The following is a 19,620-nucleotide window of genomic DNA, read 5'->3' on the forward strand; positions in this document are numbered from 1 at the left end:
GATGAACGTCGACCACGCCGGGCGCGCGGCGCCGGGTTCGCCCCTGGGCGCGCCGCCTGCGCAGGGCTGGCGCGCATCGTTGGACGGGCTCGATCGATGGCTCGGGCGGCTCACCGAAATCCCGGCGGCGCTGCTGGTGGTGGGCAACATCGTGGTGCTGCTGGCCGGGGTGATCGCGCGCTATGTTTTCCATTCGCCGCTGGTCTGGTCCGACGAACTCGCGGGCATCCTGTTTCTCTGGATGTCGATGCTGGGCGCCGTGGTAGCGCTGCGGCGTGGCGAGCACATGCGCATGACCGCCTTCGTGGCCAAGGCATCTCCGGGCACGCGCGCCTTCCTCGATGTCCTCGCGATCGCGGCGGCGCTGGCCTTCCTGCTGCTCGTCGCCCATCCCGCCTACGAGTACGCCTCGGAGGAAGCGATGGTGGTGACTCCCGCGATGGAAATCAGCAACGCCTGGCGCGCATCGGCGCTGCCGGTCGGCGTCGCCCTGATGCTGCTGGTCAGCGTGCTGCGCCTCGCGCGGCTCAATCCGCCTGGGCGCACCGCCGCGGCGCTGGCCCTGGTGGCCGTCGTCTGCGCGGCCTTCTGGCTGATGGCGCCGGTGCTGGCGCCACTCGGCAAGGCGAACCTCGTGATCTTCTTCGTCGGCGTCGTCGCGGCCTGCGTGCTGGCGGGGGTGCCGATCGCGTTCTCGTTCGGCCTTGCGACCTTCGGCTATCTCGCCCTCACGACGCGCACGCCGATGATCGTGCTCGTGGGCCGCATGGACGAAGGCATGTCGCACCTGATCCTGCTGGCGGTGCCGCTGTTCGTGTTCCTCGGCCTGCTGATCGAGATGACCGGCATGGCGCGCGCCATGGTGCAGTTTCTCGCAAGCCTGCTCGGGCATGTGCGCGGCGGCCTGAGCTATGTGCTGATCGGGGCGATGTACCTGGTGTCCGGCATTTCGGGGTCGAAGGCGGCCGACATGGCTGCGATCGCACCGGTGCTGTTTCCCGAGATGAAGAAACGAGGCGCCAAGCCCGGGGACCTCGTGGCACTCCTGGCGACGACCGGGGCGCAGACGGAGACAATCCCGCCGTCGATCGTGCTGATCACCATCGGTTCGGTCACGGGCGTCTCGATCGCTGCGCTGTTCACGGGCGGCCTGCTGCCGGGCCTGGTACTCGGACTTGCGCTGTGCGCCGTCGTCTGGTGGCGCTATCGCGACGAGGATCTGTCGGGCGTCGAGCGCGCCGATGCAAGCATGGTGCTGCGGGCGCTCGTCTATGCGCTGCCAGCCGTGGCGCTGCCTTTCGTGATCCGCGCGGCGGTGGTGGAAGGTGTGGCGACGGCGACCGAGGTTTCGACCATCGGCATCGCCTATTCGGTGCTTGCGGGCCTGTTCATCTACCGGCAGTTCGATGCGAAGCGACTGTTGCCGATGCTGATCGAGACCGCGGCGCTCTCGGGCGCCATCATCTTCATCATCGGCGCGGCGACGGGGATGGCCTGGGGCCTGACGCAGTCGGGCTTCGCGCAGGACCTCGCATCTGCGATGGAGTCGATGCCGGGTGGCCGAGCCGGCTTCATCGCGGTGTCGATCGTGGCCTTTGTCGTGCTCGGCAGTGTGCTGGAGGGTATCCCGGCGATCGTCCTCTTCGGCCCACTGATGTTTCCGATCGCCCGCGCGGTTGGCGTGCACGAGGTGCACTACGCGATGGTGGTCGTCCTGGCCATGGGGCTGGGGCTATTCGCGCCGCCCTTCGGAGTGGGCTACTACGCGGCCTGCGCGATCGGCAAGGTCGATCCGGTCGAAGGCATCCGCCCGATCTGGGGCTACCTCGCCGCACTGGTGATCGGCCTCGTGGCCGTGGCCGCGGTGCCGTGGTTCTCCATCGGCTTCCTGGGCAAATAGCAAGCAGCGCTAGCGCATGTGAGCGGAATCAAGCGCAATCAAGGGAAACACAGTCATGAGCAGATTCTTCGGTGAGATCCGCCAGGTGGCCTACCTGGTGCCCGACATCGAGGCCGCGATGGCCTATTGGTCGGAGGTGCTGGGCGTCGGGCCCTGGTACTACAACCCACGGGTTCCGATCCGCAACTTCAGTTACCGCGGCGAGCGCTACGAGCCGCACAACTCGGTCGCCCTCGCCAACGCCGGCGGACTGCAGATCGAACTGCTTCAGACGCGCAACGATGTGCCGTCGATGTATCGCGACTTCCTGTCCGCAGGACGCACCGGCGCGCAGCACGTGGCCTACTGGACGGAGCACTTCGATGACGACCTCGCGCGCGCCGAGGCCGCCGGCTTCGAGGTCTGCATGAGCGGTGAGGTCGGCGACAACGGGCGCTTCGTCTATTTCGAGGATCGCGCCGCGCATCCGGGTTGCCATCCGGGCACGACCGTCGAACTGTCGGAAGTGGCCGGTCCGAAAGGAAAGCTCTTCAAGCTGATTCGCGACGCCGCCGTCGACTGGGACGGGCGCGACGCGGTGCGGCCCTTTCCCGATCTGGAGCGCCTGTGAGCGAGCGACTGCGGGCCACCTACCTGGTGGAGACGCCGCTCGATCCGGCCGCGGTGGCCGAGGTCATGGCGGGCGAGCAGTCTTGCGGCACTTTCGCGCGAGTGGAAGGCGAGACCGACGCGCTGCGGGAGCGGGCGCGCGCGGTGGTGGAGACGGTGGAAACGGTCGGGACCGTCGACCGGCCGAGCCTGCCTAACGCATTCCTGGCGCGACGTGGCCGTGAAGGACCGTGGCGCCGGGCGCGTGTGCGCATCGCCTATCCCGTCGACAACGTGGGCGCCAACTTGCCGACGCTGGCCGCGACCGTGGCCGGCAATCTCTACGATCTCGGCGAAGTCACCGGCATGCGGCTCGAACGCATCGAGATGCCCGCGGCCTACCGGGCACGTTTCGAGCGGCCGCGCGTCGGCATTGGCGGGACGCGGCGTCTCACCGGCGTGGCCGAGGGCGCGCTGATCGGCACGATCATCAAGCCGAACGTGGGCCTGTCGGCACGCGAGACTGCGGAACTCGTCGCTCGCCTGTGCGCGGCCGGCATCGACTTCATCAAGGACGACGAGGTCTGCGCCGACCCGTCGCATGCGCCGCTGGCCGAGCGCGTGCCGGCGGTGATGGCGGCCGTGCGGGCGCACCGCGAGCGCACCGGCAAGCGGGTGATGGTGGCCTTCAACATCTCCGACGAGACCGACGCCATGAGGCGCCATGCCGATCTGGTCGAGCGCGAGGGCGGCGACTGCGTGATGGCCAGCCTCAACTGGTGCGGCTTCTCGGCCGTGCAAAGCCTGCGTCGACATACGCGACTCGCGATCCACGGCCACCGCAACGGCTTCGGCGCCATGTCGCGCGACCCGATGCTCGGCATCGGCTTCCAGGCCTATCAGGTGCTTTGGCGGCTGGCGGGCGTGGACCACATGCATGTGCACGGACTGCAGGGCAAGTTCGCGCAGTCGGACGAGGAGGTCATCGAATCCGCGCAAGACTGTTTCGCGCCGCTGGCCGAAGGCGCCGACGATGCGGTCATGCCGGCGTTCTCGTCGGGGCAGTGGGCCGGCACCGTGCCCGCGACCTGGGGCGCCGTGGGGTGCGATGACCTGCTCTTCATGGCCGGCGGCGGCATCCTGGCCCATCCGGGCGGCCCGGCCGCGGGCGTTGCGAGCATCCGGCAGGCGTGGGCGGCTGCGCGTGCGGGGCAGTCCCTCGAAGACGCTGCCCGCGACGCGCCTGAACTCGCCGCAGCGCTGCGCTTCTTCGGCCGATGAACGCTCCCGCGCTGCTCTACTACGGCGACGATTTCACCGGCGCCACCGACACGCTGGCGACCGCGGCGCGCGCCGGGCTGCGCAGCATGCTGTTGCTCTCGACGCCGGATGCCGGGCGACTCGCGTCAGTCGGACCGCTCGATTGCCTGGGTATCGCCGGTGCCGCGCGTTCGCTGTCGCCCGGCGAGATGCGTGCCGAACTCGAACCGGTAGCCGCGCTGGCCCGGCAGATCGCGCCGCGGGTGCTGCACTACAAGACCTGTTCGACCTTCGACAGCGCGCCCGAAATCGGCAGCATCGGCGAGGCGGTGCGCTTGCTGCGGAGAGCCATGCCGAGCGAATGGACCGCCATCGTCGGCGGGCAGCCCAACCTCGGGCGTCATTGCCTGTTCGGCAACCTCTTCGCCGCCGCTGGAGCCGCCGGGGAAGTGTTCCGGATCGATCGGCATCCCACCATGAGCCGCCATCCCGTGACGCCGATGCACGAGGCGGACCTGCGGCTCCATCTGGGGCGCCAGGGCCTCGACGACATCGGGTTGGTGCCGTGGACCTTGTATGCCCAGGGCGAAGCCGCGCTGGCGGCCAGGTTCGACGCATTGCGGACCGCAGGAGCCAGCACGGTGCTTTGGGACGTGGCCGAGGCGTCCGACCTTGCGCTCCTGGGACGGCAACTGTGGGGACACGCCCTGAATGCGCCGCTCCTCGCGGTCGGACCAAGCAGCGTGACGCAGGCGATCGCGGCCGCGATGTGTGACGCGCCGCATCGCGAGGCCGATCCGATCACGGCGTCGCGGGGGCCGGTGCTGGTGCTGGCGGGCAGTCTCTCGCCGGTCACGGCAAGCCAGGTCGCAGCGGCGCGTTCCTTCGAGGTCGTCCGGCTCGATGCGGCTCGCCTCGTCGAAGCCGATGGCAACTACCTGGCCCGCGCCGCGGATGAGCTTGCCGTCCATCTGCGCGCTGGCCGTCATGTGCTCGCCTGCACCGTCCCCGCAGGCGGCGGCCAGGCGGCAGTGTCGGCACGCGACCTCGCGCGCTGCGGCGGCCTGCTCCTGGCGGCGGTGCTGCGAGACGCACCGGTCTCGCGCGTCGGCATCGCGGGCGGCGACACCTCCAGTCACGCCGTGCGCGCGCTCGACGCCTGGGGACTGTCCTATGCGGGCACAGTCGCGCCCGGAGCCCCGCTATGCAGGCTGCGAAGCGACGTCCCTTCGCTCGACGGCTTGGAGATCCTGCTGAAGGGCGGGCAGATGGGCGGCGACGACCTCTTCGAACGGCTCGTGCACGGCGTCGCGACGGCGAAGACGCCGCAACCTGCCTAGGTGCGCGAACGCCGTGCCGGCCCGAAATCGACCGGCAGGCTCCCTTCGGTCTTCACCTCCCGCAGCACGATCGCCGAGCGCACGTGCGTGACGCCGGCCTGCTCGAACAAGGTGGTGTGCAGGAATTTCTCGTAGTGCTTGATGTCCGGCACGAGCACCGTAAGGATGTAGTCGGCCGGGCCGGTCGCCGACACGCAGCGCACGATTTCCGGGCTCGCTTCCACCGCCTTCTCGAAGTCGCGCACCTTGGATTCGTTGTGCCGGTCCAGATTCACTTCCGTGACCGCCGCGATGTCGAGGCCGACTTTCTCGCGATCGACGACGACCGTGTAGCCGCGGATCACCCCCGCGGCCTCCATCTCCTTGATGCGGCGCCAGCAGGGCGTGGACGACAGGCCGACCTTGTCGGCGATCTGCTGCACCGTCTGCCGCGCGTCGCGCTGCAATTCGAGGAGGATCTGCAGGGAGTAGTTATCGAGAGGAATGGAATCGGAGCTCATGGCTGTTTTGGAGAACAGAATTCTCGCAAATAGGGTCGTTTCGGGGGTATTGAAGAGGATATTCCTCCCAAAGGCGAAGAACAATCCCCGGATGAAAACGACCACGATCTCCGCTCCCATCCAGCGCCCCGCGTACCAGCTGTCCGACAGCCTCTGGGCTCGTTCGGGCGCCATCTTTATGACCGGCACGCAGGCCCTCGTGCGCGTGCTGCTGATGCAACGCCAGCGCGACGCAGCCCGCGGCCTCGACACCCAGGGCTTCGTCAGCGGCTACCGCGGCTCGCCGCTGGGCATGGTCGACCAGGCGATCTGGAAAGCCGGTGCGCGCTTCAAGGATGCGGGCATCCGCTTCGTGCCCGCCATCAACGAAGAACTCGGGGCGACGCAGGTCCTGGGCACGCAACGCGTGGAATCGGACCCCGAGCGCACAGTCGAAGGCGTGTTCGCGATGTGGTACGGCAAGGGCCCGGGCGTGGACCGCGCTGGCGACGCGCTCAAGCACGGCAACGCCTACGGATCGTCGCCGCACGGCGGCGTGCTGGTGGTAGCGGGCGACGACCATGGCTGCGTCTCCTCGTCGATGCCGCACCAGAGCGACCATGCCTTCGTTGCCTGGAGCATGCCGGTCATGCAACCGGCCAGCGTGGCCGAGTACCTGGAATTCGGCCTGTATGGCTACGAGTTGTCCCGCTTCTCCGGCGCGTGGGTCGGCATGGCGGCACTGTCCGAGGTGGTCGAAAGCGCCGGTACGGTGGACCTCGACCAGATCAACGCACGCGTTGCCACCTGGGCCGATCCCGACACGGTACGCGCAGCCACGGGCCATCGCGCACCGGCCGACGGCCTTCACTATCGCTGGCCCGACCTGCCTTCGCTGCGCATCGAATCGCGCCTCGCCGACAAGCTGGAAGCGGTCGCCGCCTTTGCGCGCGTCAACAGCATCGACCGCCATGTGATCGAGAGCCCGCATGCCAAGGTCGGCATCGTGACCTGCGGCAAGGCGCACTACGACCTGATGGAAGTGCTCCGGCGCCTCGAAGTGACGCCCGAGAGCCTCGCGCGCGTCGGCGTCAGGCTCTACAAGGTAGGGCTGAGTTTTCCGATCGAGCAGACGCGCATCCGGGCCTTCGCGCAGGGGCTGGACGAGATCCTGATCGTCGAGGAAAAGGGAGGCATCGTGGAAAGCCAGCTGCGCGACCTGTTCTACAACGCGCCCGCCGGTGCGCGGCCCGCGCTGGTCGGCAAGCACGACCGCGACGGCCGGGCGCTGGTGTCCGCGCTCGGCGAACTGCGTCCTTCGCGCCTGATCGAGCTGGTCGCGCACTGGCTGTCAGTGCACTTCCCGGACAACGGCGATCTCGGCGACCACTTCCAGCATGTGCGTGACTTCACGCTGCCGGAACTGATGAGCAACGACAGCGACTCCGTCAAGCGCCTGCCGTACTTCTGCGCGGGCTGCCCGCACAACACCAGCACCAAGGTGCCGGAGGGCTCGACCGCGCGCGCCGGCATCGGCTGCCACTTCATGGCCAACTGGATGGACCGCAGCACGGCGGGGCTGATCCAGATGGGCGGGGAGGGCGTCGACTGGGTATCGCATTCGATGTTCACGCGCACGCCGCACGTGTTCCAGAACCTGGGCGACGGCACCTACTACCACTCGGGCTACCTCGCGATCCGGCAAGCAGTCGCGGCCAACGCGACGCTGACCTACAAGATCCTCTTCAACGACGCGGTCGCGATGACCGGCGGGCAGCCGGTCGACGGCATCATCAGCGTCGATGCCATCGCGCGACAGGTGGAGTCCGAAGGCGTAAAGCAGGTCGTCGTCGTCAGCGACGCGATCGAGAACTACGCACAGATCAAGGGCAAGTTCCCGGCCGGCACCGAGTTCCACGACCGCAGCGAGCTCGATGCGGTGCAGCGCCGCCTGCGCGAGATCCCGGGCGTCACGGTGCTGATCTACGAACAGACCTGCGCCGCCGAGAAGCGCCGTCGTCGAAAGAAGGGCGAGCTGGTCGATCCGGCCAAGCGGCTGTTCATCAACGAGGCGGTCTGCGAGGGCTGCGGCGATTGCAGCGTGCAGAGCAACTGCGTGGCCGTCCTTCCGCATGAGACCGACCTGGGCCGCAAGCGCAAGATCGACCAGACGAGCTGCAACAAGGACTATTCGTGCGCGAAGGGCTTCTGCCCGAGTTTCGTCGGCGTGACCGGCGGCGCGCTGCGCAAGAAGAGCGGGGCGCTGGCCGCTGGCCGCGATGCCTTCCTGCAGCACGTGGGCGCATTGCCGCTTCCGGCGTCACGCACATGGGATGCACCCTACGACCTGCTCGTCACCGGCGTCGGCGGCACGGGCGTGGTGACCGTCGGCGCGGTGATCGCGATGGCGGCGCACCTCGAAGGCAAGGCGGCCAGCGTGCTGGACTTCATGGGCTTCGCGCAGAAGGGCGGGGCGGTGCTGAGCTTCGTGCGCCTGGCCGATACGCCCGCACGCCTGAACCAGGTCCGCATCGACACCCAGCAGGCCGATGCAATCCTGGCCTGCGACATCGTCGTGGGCGCTTCGCCCGATGCGTTGCAGACCGTGCGGCATGGTCGCACCCGCATCCTCGCGAACACGCACGAGATCCCGGTCGCCGAATCGTTGCGCAATCCGGATGTCGACCTGAAGGTCGAACTGTTGCTCGAGAAGATGCGATTCGTGGCGGGCCGGGACCAGGTCGAGACCTTCGATGCGCAGACGATGGCGGAGGAATTTCTCGGCGACACGCTGGCATCGAACATCCTCGCAACCGGCTATGCATGGCAGCGCGGGCTGGTTCCGCTGAGCCTGGAGGCGGTAACGCGCGCAATCGAACTCAATGGCGTCGCGGTCGCGGCGAACCTGACGGCCTTCTCGCTCGGCCGGCTTGCCGCGGGTGCGCCCCAGGCGATCGAAGGATTGCGGAGTGCGACCACGCCCGCGGTGCAGGACGAATCGCTGGAGGCGCTCATTGCCCGTGGACGCAAGCATCTCATCGGCTACCAGAACGCCGCGTGGGCGCAGCGATTCGAAGTGCGCGTGCGCGGCATGCAGCAGCGCGAAGCGGCTCTGGCCGGTGGCGATCCGAGCCTGCCTGTGACGCGCAATGCGGCGCGCAGCCTGCTCAAGCTCATGAGCTACAAGGACGAGTACGAGGTTGCGAGGCTCTACAGCGACGGCAGTTTCCGCGAGAAGCTGGCGGATCAGTTCGAAGGCGACGTCAAGCTCGAATTCCACATGGCTCCGCCCTTCCTGTCGCGGCCGAAGAACGGCCAGCCGCCGGCCAAGATCCGTCTTGGCGCGTGGATGCTGCCGGCCATGAAGTGGCTCGCCCACGGCAAGCGTCTGCGCGGCACGGCGCTCGACCTGTTCGGCCACACCGCCGAACGGCGCCTCGAGCGCTCGCTGATCGACCAGTTGGACGCGCGGCTGGACGAATTGATGGCCGAGCTATCACCGGACAACCAGAGGCTCGCGGCGCAGATCGCCGCCGTGCCCTTGACCATCCGCGGCTATGGCCACGTGAAGCTGGCCAATCTCGCACTGGCACGCGGCCGCGAGGCGGAGCTGATGCATCGCTTCTCGCCCGGTCGCTATCCGAGACCGGCGACGGAAGCGAAGGCCGGGCAAATCCGCGGGATCGCGGTCGTCGCGACGAATTGACCTACCTGCGCGCCGCCTTGAGCACGTCCGCGATCAGGAACGCCAGTTCCAGGCTCTGCGACCCGTTCAGCCGCGGGTCGCAGGCGCTGCGATAGCGCGCCGCGAGCCCCTCGTCCGTCAGCGCCTGCGCGCCTCCGCGGCATTCGGTGACGTCCTGGCCCGTCATCTCGAAATGCAGGCCGCCGGGGTAGGTGCCTTCCTGCGCGTGCGCGTCGAAGAAGCCTCGCAGTTCCTGGAGGATGCGTTCGAAGTCGCGCGTCTTGTAGCCGTTGGATGAAGTCACGGTGTTGCCGTGCATCGGGTCGCAGCACCACACCGGCGTTCGACCGGCGCTGCGCATCGCGCGCAACAGGGGTGGCAGGCGATCCGCGACCTTGTCGCTACCCATCCGCGCGATCAGCACCAGCCGGCCGGGCTCGCGCTTCGGGTCGAGCACGTCGGCGAGGCGCAACGCGTCATCCGGGCTTGCCGATGGCCCCAGCTTGACGCCGATCGCGTTGCCGATGCCGCGCAGGTACTCGACATGGGCACCGTCGATCTGGCGGGTCCGTTCGCCCAGCCAGAGCAGGTGGGCCGAGCCGCCGTACCAGTCGCCGGTCCGATCGTCGAATCGGGTCAGTGCCTCCTCGTAGTGCAGGTGCAAGGCTTCGTGCGAGGTGTAGAACTCCACCGCGTGCAGTTGCGGTGCGCGGGTGGCGTCGAAGCCGCAAGCCTCCATGAACGCGAGTGACTCCGTGATCCGGTCCGCGAGCTCCTCGAAGCGCTCGCCCTGCGGACTGGAACGGACGAAGTCCGCGGTCCACCTATGCACCTCGTGCAGGTCGGCAAAGCCACCCTGGGCGAGGGCGCGCAGGAGGTTGAGCGTGGTCGCGGAATGCGAATAGGCCGTGAGCAGGCGAGCCGGATCGGGCTGCCGCGCTTCCGGCGTGAACGCCCCGCCATTGATGATGTCGCCACGGTAGGAGGGCAGCGTCAACGCGTCCTGGGTTTCCACATCGGAAGAGCGCGGCTTGGCAAACTGGCCCGCGATGCGCCCCACCTTCACCACCGGGCAGGCGGCGGCGTAGGTCAGCACGACCGCCATCTGAAGGATCACGCGGAAAGTGGATTCCACCGGCGCCTGGCCGAACTCGTCGAAGCTCTCGGCGCAATCACCGCCCTGCAGCAGGAAGGCCTCGCCCCGGGACACGGCCGCGAGGCGCTGGCGCAACTGCGAGATTTCGCCCGGGAAGATGAGCGAGGGCAGGCCGGAGAGACGCCGCTCCGTTTCGCGCAGCGCCTGCGCGTCGCTGTAGGACGGCATCTGAAGCGCGACGCGATCGCGCCAAGAGGATGGACGCCAGTCTTGCAGATGCGACATCATGGGGACTCCTGTTTCGGCCGACCAGACGAGAGCGTCTCGCGCATGAACAGGCTGCAAGGAGCACGACACATGCCGAAACCCAATCACGAGTGGAAGGTCCTGCCGCACGGGCCGCTCAGGGAGATCGACCACGACATCCATGTCGTGGAAGGCGAAATCCCCATGCCGCTGCTGAACCTTCCGCGTCGCATGACCATTATTCGCCTGGTCAGCGGCGATCTCTTGATCTGGAGCGCCATCTCGCTCGAAGAGGAGGAGATGGAGGCGATCGAGCGCCAGGGTCGGCCCGCGTTCCTGGTCGTGCCCAGCGACCACCACCGACTGGACGCGAGCGCATGGAAGCACCGCTATCCGGCGCTGAAGGTCGTCACGCCACCGGGCTCGCGCGCGAGAACGGAGAAGGTGGTGGAGGTCGATTCGACAGCGCCGGACTTCGGCGACCCCGACGTGCGGATGGTCGTGGTGCCCGGCACGGGCGAAGAGGAAGCGGCATTGCTGGTGCGGCGACCGGGCGGGACGACGCTGGTTCTCAACGACCTGGTCGGGAACATCCGGCATTCGTCAGGGTTTGGCGGATGGGTGCTGCGGATGATGGGATTGGCGGGCGACAAGGCGCAGGTCCCGAAGGCCGTGGCGCTCGCGATCGTCGATAGCAAGAAGGCCTTGGGGGAGCAGCTTCAGGGGTGGGCTGGGATTCCGGATTTGAAGCGGATTATTGTTTCGCATGGGGACATCATTGAGGATGCGCCGCAGGCGGTGTTGAGGGAGCTTGCGGTGTCGTTGGGGGAGTGAGGATGATCTGGATGCTTCCGCTGCTAACGACCCGCAACTATTCGCTTTGCGAGTCTAAGCGGCGCAGTGATCTCCCATGATGTCGATCGTAGTATTTCAATTATTCGGTGATACGCGATTTCATCGTCTTCAGGTATCGAAATTTGCCTCGGCTCGTAAGGATGCCCGCGTAGTCGACGCACTGCATTTCTGAGTGGGCGAGTTACGCGCCAGGATGTTGAGCTGTAATAGTCTTGCAGTATCTTAGGGAAAACGGCAGGCGTTTGCGTAACATGTGGAGTCGTAGTTTTTTCCGCAATTTTTTCCACTTCACTAACCCACCAGCCGAAATTGTCAAGTTTCCGCGCGTTTAGCGCGTGGTTGGCAGCGACCCACAGGCGAAACTTCTGTCGAGCGCTCTGCGTATTCTGGGTCCCGTCACAAACCGTGTTGGTTCCATCGCTTCTGATGCAGTACTCTGCGCCGAATCCAGGAACATAAATCGGCTCGTGCTTGAAGGCGAGTCGTAGAAGAAATTCGTAGTCCTCGTTTTTGTCCATCGTCTCATCAACGTCGCCCACATCGGTCACACGCTCCATATCAATCACAAATGAATGGATTGGAATGAAGTTCCCGCGAAGATGATCGAGAAACGAGTATGCATCTCGCTTGAAAGGGGACGACCGATCAATGAGCTGACCATGTTCGTTGTATAGGGCTCGAATGGTATCTGAGTAAGACCATGCATAGTTGGATTTCTGAAGCGATTCAATTAATTTAGAATAGTGATGGGGATAGATCTTGTCATCGTCGTCAAGAAAAGCGTTATAGCGACCGTTCGCGGCATGTTTTCCCAAATTCAGGCTCCGGGACCGCGCGTCGCTGGCGGATACATGAGTCAGGAATTGAGTGCCTGTGAATCGATTCGTCCAACGAGAAACAACTTTCTTCAAAGGACCTATATCGACGGATGATTCGAGCAACTGCGCGACCACGACGATCTCGATGTGCGAATATGTTTGTCCGCTCAGGACGAACAGGCATTTATCCAGAAATTTCTCTCGTCCAGGCATCGTCCGGACAACGACGGAAATAACATTGCTCATATTTAACCCCACATCGGCTCAGCGAAGACTAGATTGAATCTGAAATTTGGGGCTGCTCGATATACATCATTTACCGAGTACTGATCGTATCTCTCAATTTCTGTTTGCAACTCGTTGGGGCAGACATCCATCAACGCCGAAAAATTTTCTAGCGCGTAGCTTTTGAATTTTGTTGAGCGCCACTTGTGAGCCAAAATGCATGCTGATCGCCAGATTTCAGATGCCCGTTCTGCGCGATCCATGGCGTAGTGATGGAAATACGCAGGCCCACAAGTGAAGCATTCGTAGCCTGCAGATCTGGCGCGCCACGAAAAATCGACATCTTCGCAGTACAGAAAGTAATCTTCATTGAATCCGCCAAGCTCTTTGTAAATGAGTGAGGGTATGAGGAGACACGCGCCTGAGCACCATGCGGTAGAACCTGTTTGTGGATTAAAACGCTTTGGATGCATTATTGGCTCCTGAATGGCTTCGAAGATGCCTCGCCATTTATTCTTGTTTGCCATCAGTATCAATTCCTGCAGGCAGTCTGGATGCATTGCGCCGTCGGGATTCAGGCATAAATAGCCGACGCTCGAAGGATCGGATGAATTGAACAACAGGTTGTGCCCGCCTCCAAATCCGATATTCTTGCCTTCGGAATAAATTATACGAAGAGAGTCTGGATTTTTTGAAACCCAGGAGTCAATGAATTGACGACAGTCGCCGCCGCCTTGGTCGCGCAGAAGAACTTCCAGCACCTGCCCCTCTGCTTGATCGCGGATTGATGATAGGCAGTTGTGGATCTCATTTTCGTGGTTCTTGTACAGAACGATGCCTACTGAAATTGTGCTCATGTTTCCCTCTGTTTAACAGGGGGTGAGAATTCTCGATGCGCTACATTGCATCAATAGGAAGAGTCCGAAACTTTTGGGTGTGCAATTCGCGTGCTGTCTCATACGACGCGGTGTTGGATTCGACAGCTCGTCCTCTCACGAACGGTGGAGGCGTGACGTTGCGCAGGCGCGGGTAAGGGGCAGGAGGGAGTCGGTGCTGCGGCCGCCCCTCCCTAGTCGCGTGATCGTCTCAATTGCAGTCGACGAACGTTCCCCATGGGGTCTCGATGATCCCGCAAATGTTGTTGGTATCCGGCGGAGGCGGAGAAGACGGATTGGTAAGGAACATCCCTGACCCCCCTGGCGGCGTCCAGCCCTGCCAAGCCGGGGCCGGGCCAAGTACCCCGGCCATGCCGCCGAAGTTGGTGATGTTCAAGCCCGCGCCGAACTCGGGGTTCCAGAACCCGACCCCCGTGAGCGTGCCGTTCGGAGCCAGGATCCCATCGGCGCAAACTGAACCGTCCGCTCGGTAGCACTTCAACGTGGTGATGCCGGGGCCATTGCCGTCGTAGTTCAAGTCCATGCGGTTGCCGTCGTCGAAGAAGCGGGTCGCGTAGTCTGGCCTCCCGCTGGCGTCGTACATCGTGTGGAGACTGCTCCAGGAGTTGCCGCCCGATGTGTCAAACTGAATTTCGAAGCGCCTGCCGTCGTCGTAGAACTCGTTGGAGGAAGCGAGCCGTCCCTGTGGATCGAAGAGGTTGTGCCAGCTGCTCCAGCTGTTGCCGCCCGTTTCATCGAGGTCAACCTCACGGCGGCCCCCGTCATCGTAGAAGGTCGTGAAGTTGGATTCCCGGCCCCATGCGTCGTAAAGGTGATGAGCGCTGCTCAATGCACTGGCATTTGCTTGGTCGATATCGATGACCAGACGACGGCCGTCGTCGTACGTGATTTGCCTCCAGTCCTCGCGCCCCTGCGGTCGCGCACGCCGTGAGGCAAGCGGCAACACTCAGCAGGAAAAGCCTGCTTCTACATCGCTTCATTCTTAGTAGCTCCTTTCGGTGGTGATTGAAACTTCATGGCAAAACATTCACGGCGCGTGCGCATCTCATCGGGGGAGCAGACCCACTTTTCGTTTGGGGCGCGATTGGAGTCGAGGCTTTGCCGCCCGCTCCCGCTCCACAAGCAGTTGCCGCGTCGCGTAAGAGACCCAGACTTTTCGAGTCCTCAGAAAGTCCTGCCCGAGCAGTCCGGCGTATGGCTTGACGACGATATCGGACACCTTGAGTTCGACATTGCGGTAGGCCGCCTTTCCAATCTCGATCTTGTCAAAGTGCTGGGAGTAGCTCGCCTTCTCAACGCCACTGATGCCGTAGCTGGCCGAACGTGGCGCCTCGGCCTTCATCCGGTCGAGGTCTACCCCCAAGCTGGCTGCGACGTCCAATGTGAGCTTGGTTCGCACGGCGCCTGTGTCGAAGAGCAGTTCCAGCACCTTGCCATTGATCGAGACAGGCAGCGAAAGCAGATTCCTGGAGCCGGCCTTCAAGGGCACTGCTTCGTACGGTTGTGTCCATGATGGCTTGAACTCTGGACTGCCACGACCGCAGTTCCGCACCTGGTACAGGTTCAGGCGCTTTCCCGGAAAGTCGAATTCGACGTCGTAGTTGGCCAGCAGGTCCGCTCCTATCACGCCCCGAACAGAAGGCTTGTCTGGAATCAGCAGATCCGCTACGGCCAGCGGAAACTCGACGCGCGCGACACCTGCCAGCGACAAGTGACTCGCCATGACATCGGCGTGGAGACGTCCCTTCACGCCATCCGAGCCAGTCAGCCTTCGGCGGCGGCCGTTCGCAGGCAGTGCCAGTTGTTTGGCCAGACTCACATCAATCGCGCTTTTCTCTGCACCGGTATCGACGACGAATGAAATCGCCGGCGCCCCGTTGATGACGACGGGCAACTCGAACTGGCCGCGTTCCTTCGTCAGTTCCGCCGTCCCGACCTGCTCGACGCGGCAGGCGGCCGAGGCTGTGCTGATCGCCTGCAAGGCAAGCCAACTCGCGAGGAGGAGCTTGCCGCGACGAGCAATCGGTGATCGCAAGCTCAGGAGGTTGTTCGTGGAAGGAGGGTACCGGGTCATCGATATTCCATAGAGATGTGCTTGTCGAGCGGCGGCCCGGTTCATCGTTCGCGCAAGCTGTGCCTGATGCCATCGAGGATCGGATCGAACAGGTAGCGCCACGCGCTGCGCTCGGTGGTCGGGATGAAGACTTCGGCCTGCATGCCCGGCGACAGCACCAGCGCCTGACCTGCGAGCCCGCTGGCGGTGTCCAGTGCTGCAGGGCTCACGTTGATGTGCGCGACGTAGTACGGCGCATTGGGGGCCTGGGGATCCGTCTGGCGGTCCGCCCCTATATAGGTCACGCGCCCATCCACCTGGGGCGTTGCGCGTGTGCGGTAGGCAGGCAGCATCACGTGGGCCAGCGCTCCGTGCGCCATGGCCTTCTGCGCGTCCCGGATGTCACTCGGCAGGATGCGAGCCTCGATCACCAGTTCGGAGTTCGCGGGCACGATGTCCAGCAGCGGCTCGCGCGGGCCGATGGCCGCGCCTACGGTGTGCACCTTCAGGCCCACGACTTCACCGTCCACAGGGGCCAGCAGCTGCTGCCGCGTCTGCGCATCGAGTGCGGGACGCAGCGCCTGCTCGGTCTGCGCGAGCTGTGCCGTGATCTCCTTCAACTCGTCGGCCGCCGCACGCGCGAACTCGGTGCGCTGCGCCGATAGCTTCAGGCGCGTATCCGCCTCTTTCTGCCGCGCCTGCGACATCTGGCTCTGCCCCGCCTGCACGCGAGCGCGGTAGTCGGCCACGATCCTTTGCAGCTCGGCCAGCCGCGCCGGACTGATGAAGCCATCGGCCCTCAGCTTCTCGTTCATCGCGAGGTCTTGCTGCGCGAGTCGGAGGGCCGATTCGGTGGTGGCGATCAGTTCACGCTGAGTCCGGATCTCGCTCTGTATCTGCGCAAGCTGTTCACTGAGCCATCTGGCCTGCTCGGCTTGCTGGCGGGCACGTGCAGTAAAGAGCTCGGATTCGCGCTGGGCCAGCAGCGCGACCTGTGCCTGATCACCCGTCGCGCTGTCGCTCTCTGGCGCGTCCTGCTGTTTCAGGGCCTGAAGGCCCGGCGAGAAAGGCAAGCCACGCGTCTCGGCACTGAGACGTTGGGCCTTCAGGCTGTTGACGATCCACTGTTCGCGCAGGGACTGCGCGCCAGCGGCCACGCGCGCGTCGGCCAGCGTGATGAGAGGTTGGCCCCGCGTCACCCGGTCGCCGTCCTTCACGTGGATGATCGCGACGATCCCGCCCTCGGCGTGCTGCACGGTCTTGCGGTTGCCCGCCGACTTCACGGTGCCCTCGGCAATGACAGCGGCCGCCAGCGGGGCGAGCGCGGCCCAAGCACTGAGGGCCACGACACCGAGCACGGTGCCGCAGATGCCTGCGCGCAGCGCACGGCGCATCTCCTGCTGCCATGCGGGCAGAGGGACTGCCGTGGGATCGTTGGCGGCGGGCTGGTCGGTCGCGTTCATGCGCGCGCCTCCCGGTTTGCGATCAGGGCTTGATTGCGCTTCACCATCCATTGACGAACGTGCTCGCGCGGTCCGAACTGTTCGATGCCTCCTTGTGCAAGCACCAGCACATGGCTTGCGAGGCCGACGAGGTGTGGACGGTGCGTGATGACGACGACGGTGCGCTTGCGTTCGCGCAGGCCATGCAGGCAGCGCTCCAACGCGGCTTCGCCTTCGGCGTCGAGCTGGCTGTTGGGCTCATCCAGCACCACGAGGCTGGGCTCGCCCGCGCCCGGCGTCGCGTAGATCGCCCGCGCCAGGGCGATGCGCTGGCGTTGCCCTCCGGAGAGCACGTGCGCGCCAGGCTCCTGGCCGATCACGGTGTCATACCCCTTCGGCAGCGCCGTGATCAGTTCATGCGTGCCCGCCCGTTGCGCCGCGAGCACCACGGCGTCGCTCTGTTCTTGCGTCAGCTTATCGGTCGGCCTCCACAGACGCGCAATGTTGTGGGCCACGGTGCCGGTGTGCAGCAGGACATCCTGCGGGAGGAAGCCCATGCTCCGCCCCCTGGCTTGCGCGCCGTACTGATGCAGCGCGGCGCGGTCGAGCGCAACCTCGCCTTGGGTTGGGGCCTGGATGCCCGCCAGCACGCGCGCGAGGGTGCTCTTGCCACAGCCGCTGGAGCCCAGCACCGCCAGCATGCCCCCTGCGGGCAGGTCGAAGCTGACGTTGTGGAGGATCGCAGGCGCGGTCGGCGATAGGCGAACGCCCAGTTGACTCACGTTCAGTTCGCCTTTGGTCGGCGGCAGCGTCGTCTCGGGCAACCGGCTCGCGGCGTGGGATTCAGAGGCGAGGGCGTGCCGCAGGCGGGCGAGCGCCTCGCGTGCCTCCAACTGCTGCTTCCATCCGCCGATCAACATCTCCAGCGGCGCGAGTGCCTTGCCGAGCAGGATGCTGCCCGCGATCATCACGCCGCCTGTGGCTTGTCCCTGCAACACCAGCCACGCGCCCGTGGCGAGCATGGCAATCTGCAAGACCTGCCGCGCGAGCTTGCCGAGGCCCTTCAGGCCCTGCCCAGGAAGATCCGCCGCCATTCGCGCCATCGAAGCCTCGTCCCGGATCGCGATGAGCGCGTTGCCGACTTGCTGCTGCTGGCCATGCGCCTGCAGGACATCGGTGAAGGCGGCAACCTCGCCGCCTCTGTGGTGTGCCCGCATGTGGGCGTGCTCGGCCGCGCCCACCGCGCCTCGCAAGCGCCGTTCGGTGAGCCACGCGAGCCCGATCAGGATCAACATGCCGGCGAGAGCAACCGCGCCGAGCAGCGGGTGAAATCCCGCCAGGACCAACAGATAGATCGCGCTCCACGGCAGGTCGATCAACGCGAGCAAGGCGGGTCCGCCGACGAAAGTTCGCAGGGTAGCGATGTCCCGAAAGAGTTGCTGTGTCATCGAAGGAGCCTGGAGAGATGGGACACGAAGCGTGAGCGGAATGAGCGCGTGCATCAGTTGAGCCTCCAGTCCCACCGCGCGCGCGGCGTGCCAGCGCACGCGAGCGGTATCGACCGCCCACCATGACGCAAGGGAAAGGGCTGCCGCGGCGAGCAGCATGACGAGCGTCGCCGTGCTCCGGCTGGAAAGAACGCGGTCGTAGATCTGAAGCGTGATGAGCGTGGGGATCAGCAGCAGCAGGTGAACGATCGAGCCGGCCAGGAAAGCACCGGCGCACTCCGACGAGGGCGGCCAGGCGAGGATGCGCTCGGCATGCGAAGAACTGCTGCTCGCCATTCGATGCGATGCTTGGTCGAGTGAAACGGCGTTGCGCGAGGGCGCGTTGAATGCAGCGACCAATGGCAGGTCCTCCTCAGTTCATGTTTTAGTTGGTGCGGTCATCTCTCCGTGTAGGGCAGACGAGAGGCGCTCAATTGAGCGAGGCCGAGCCTAGGCTGCGAGCGACGTCGCAGTCGATCGGATTAGTCCGATTCGAGATGAAGCTGGCACTCAGTGCAGAAAGCCGCTGTGATTGCGACTTTGGAATATCTCGTGCTGCGGGACGCGGGTCCTTGTGTTGCGCGTGTGATGAGTAGTCACTGCATCAATTTGCGCTTCTTTGGAGGTCTCGCTCACTCTGTGCAGCGCGGCTTGTTCGAATAGGAACTATCCGAAAATTGACCACGAATGATGATCGGCACCGACGTGATCTTCACGCGAAGGTAGGATTCGGTTGCCCTCGATTCAGGGCGAGAATCACCAACCTCAAGGGAGTTAGATAGTGCAGAAGAATGACTACACCGCGTTTATTCAATTCATGGCAGCGGAGGGTCCTCCCATCGCCGATCCGGACATGCCTCCCATCGTCGACTACGACATGCCGCCCATCTTCAACCCCGACATGCCTCCCATCGTCGACTACGACATGCCGCCCATCTTCAACCCCGACATGCCGCCCATCGTCGACTACGACATGCCGCCCATCTTCAACCCCGACATGCCGCCCGTCGTCGACTACGACATGCCTCCCATCTTCAACCCCGACATGCCGCCCGTCGTCGACTACGACATGCCTCCCATCTTCAACCCCGACATGCCACCCGTCGTCGACTACGACATGCCTCCGATCGTCGACACTCCTCCGGTCTTCGAGACCGCCATGCTCTAAAGCATAGAAAAGCGGACCCGAGAGGCCCGCTTTTTTTTCGGGGCGATCGTCCCCCGAACTTCCGCTATGGGTCATGCGAATG

General features: G+C 64.8%; 15 protein-coding genes. 7 read left to right on the plus strand and 8 right to left on the minus strand.

Annotation, left to right across the window (positions count from 1 at the left end):
• The first annotated feature begins 1 nt into the window (after nt 1).
• Genes AC1D3B_RS05070 through AC1D3B_RS05085 form a run of 4 tightly spaced genes read left to right on the plus strand, consistent with a single transcriptional unit; the run spans nt 2 to nt 5,088 of the window.
• Nucleotides 2–1,900, plus strand: a complete 1,899-nt coding sequence (locus AC1D3B_RS05070; protein ID WP_478189564.1) for a TRAP transporter large permease — start codon at nt 2–4, stop codon at nt 1,898–1,900.
• Nucleotides 1,901–1,955: 55 nt separating this feature from the next.
• Entirely contained in the window at nt 1,956–2,510 is a 555-nt protein-coding gene (locus tag AC1D3B_RS05075) for a VOC family protein (protein ID WP_478189565.1), read from the plus strand.
• Complete coding sequence (locus AC1D3B_RS05080) at nt 2,507–3,769, plus strand: ribulose-bisphosphate carboxylase large subunit family protein (RefSeq protein ID WP_478189566.1); 1,263 nt, start codon at nt 2,507–2,509, stop codon at nt 3,767–3,769. Before AC1D3B_RS05075 ends, AC1D3B_RS05080 begins: the two co-directional genes overlap by 4 nt.
• The gene (locus AC1D3B_RS05085) at nt 3,766–5,088 is read left to right on the plus strand and encodes a four-carbon acid sugar kinase family protein (RefSeq protein WP_478189567.1); all 1,323 of its coding nucleotides are present in this window, start codon (nt 3,766–3,768) and stop codon (nt 5,086–5,088) included. The genes AC1D3B_RS05080 and AC1D3B_RS05085 overlap by 4 nt, the downstream gene beginning before the upstream one ends.
• Here AC1D3B_RS05085 and AC1D3B_RS05090 read toward each other — a convergent pair.
• Nucleotides 5,085–5,588: an Lrp/AsnC family transcriptional regulator gene (locus AC1D3B_RS05090; protein ID WP_478189634.1), complete on the minus strand. Its 504-nt coding sequence runs from the start codon at nt 5,586–5,588 to the stop codon at nt 5,085–5,087. The genes AC1D3B_RS05085 and AC1D3B_RS05090 overlap by 4 nt on opposite strands.
• A 91-nt stretch (nt 5,589–5,679) precedes the next feature.
• Between AC1D3B_RS05090 and AC1D3B_RS05095 the strand changes: the two genes are divergently transcribed.
• Nucleotides 5,680–9,273 carry an indolepyruvate ferredoxin oxidoreductase family protein gene (locus AC1D3B_RS05095; protein ID WP_478189568.1) on the plus strand — a complete coding sequence of 1,198 codons (3,594 nt, stop codon included), beginning with the start codon at nt 5,680–5,682 and terminating at the stop codon, nt 9,271–9,273.
• Nucleotide 9,274: 1 nt separating this feature from the next.
• Here the strand turns inward: AC1D3B_RS05095 and AC1D3B_RS05100 are convergent, their stop codons facing one another.
• A complete protein-coding gene (locus AC1D3B_RS05100; protein ID WP_478189569.1) occupies nt 9,275–10,633 on the minus strand; it encodes a class II 3-deoxy-7-phosphoheptulonate synthase in 1,359 nt (452 codons plus the stop codon).
• 72 nt (nt 10,634–10,705) lie between these two features.
• Here AC1D3B_RS05100 and AC1D3B_RS05105 point away from each other — a divergent pair, with 72 nt between their 5' ends.
• Entirely contained in the window at nt 10,706–11,428 is a 723-nt protein-coding gene (locus tag AC1D3B_RS05105; RefSeq protein ID WP_478189570.1) for a hypothetical protein, read from the plus strand.
• Between the two features lie 23 nt (nt 11,429–11,451).
• Here AC1D3B_RS05105 and AC1D3B_RS05110 read toward each other — a convergent pair whose 3' ends face one another.
• The 6 genes from AC1D3B_RS05110 to AC1D3B_RS05135 form a co-directional block, all read right to left on the minus strand.
• The gene (locus tag AC1D3B_RS05110) at nt 11,452–12,513 is read right to left on the minus strand and encodes a glycosyltransferase (RefSeq protein WP_478189571.1); all 1,062 of its coding nucleotides are present in this window, start codon (nt 12,511–12,513) and stop codon (nt 11,452–11,454) included.
• A 2-nt stretch (nt 12,514–12,515) separates the two neighbouring features.
• Nucleotides 12,516–13,349: a glycosyltransferase family 2 protein gene (locus AC1D3B_RS05115; RefSeq protein WP_478189572.1), complete on the minus strand. Its 834-nt coding sequence runs from the start codon at nt 13,347–13,349 to the stop codon at nt 12,516–12,518.
• A gap of 229 nt (nt 13,350–13,578) precedes the next feature.
• Nucleotides 13,579–14,334, minus strand: coding sequence for a hypothetical protein (locus AC1D3B_RS05120; RefSeq protein WP_478189573.1), 756 nt, complete (start codon nt 14,332–14,334; stop codon nt 13,579–13,581).
• 99 nt (nt 14,335–14,433) lie between these two features.
• Nucleotides 14,434–15,507, minus strand: coding sequence for an aspartyl protease family protein (locus AC1D3B_RS05125; RefSeq protein ID WP_478189574.1), 1,074 nt, complete (start codon nt 15,505–15,507; stop codon nt 14,434–14,436).
• Nucleotides 15,504–16,904 carry an HlyD family type I secretion periplasmic adaptor subunit gene (locus AC1D3B_RS05130; protein ID WP_478189575.1) on the minus strand — a complete coding sequence of 467 codons (1,401 nt, stop codon included), beginning with the start codon at nt 16,902–16,904 and terminating at the stop codon, nt 15,504–15,506. The genes AC1D3B_RS05125 and AC1D3B_RS05130 overlap by 4 nt, the downstream gene beginning before the upstream one ends.
• Nucleotides 16,901–18,667 carry a type I secretion system permease/ATPase gene (locus AC1D3B_RS05135; protein ID WP_478189576.1) on the minus strand — a complete coding sequence of 589 codons (1,767 nt, stop codon included), beginning with the start codon at nt 18,665–18,667 and terminating at the stop codon, nt 16,901–16,903. The genes AC1D3B_RS05130 and AC1D3B_RS05135 overlap by 4 nt, the downstream gene beginning before the upstream one ends.
• A 556-nt stretch (nt 18,668–19,223) precedes the next feature.
• On the opposite strand from AC1D3B_RS05135, the gene AC1D3B_RS05140 reads away from it, so the two are divergent.
• Complete coding sequence (locus AC1D3B_RS05140; RefSeq protein WP_478189577.1) at nt 19,224–19,538, plus strand: hypothetical protein; 315 nt, start codon at nt 19,224–19,226, stop codon at nt 19,536–19,538.
• Nucleotides 19,539–19,620: the final 82 nt, after the last annotated feature.

This window comes from Variovorax sp. P5_A3 (assembly GCF_056400665.1).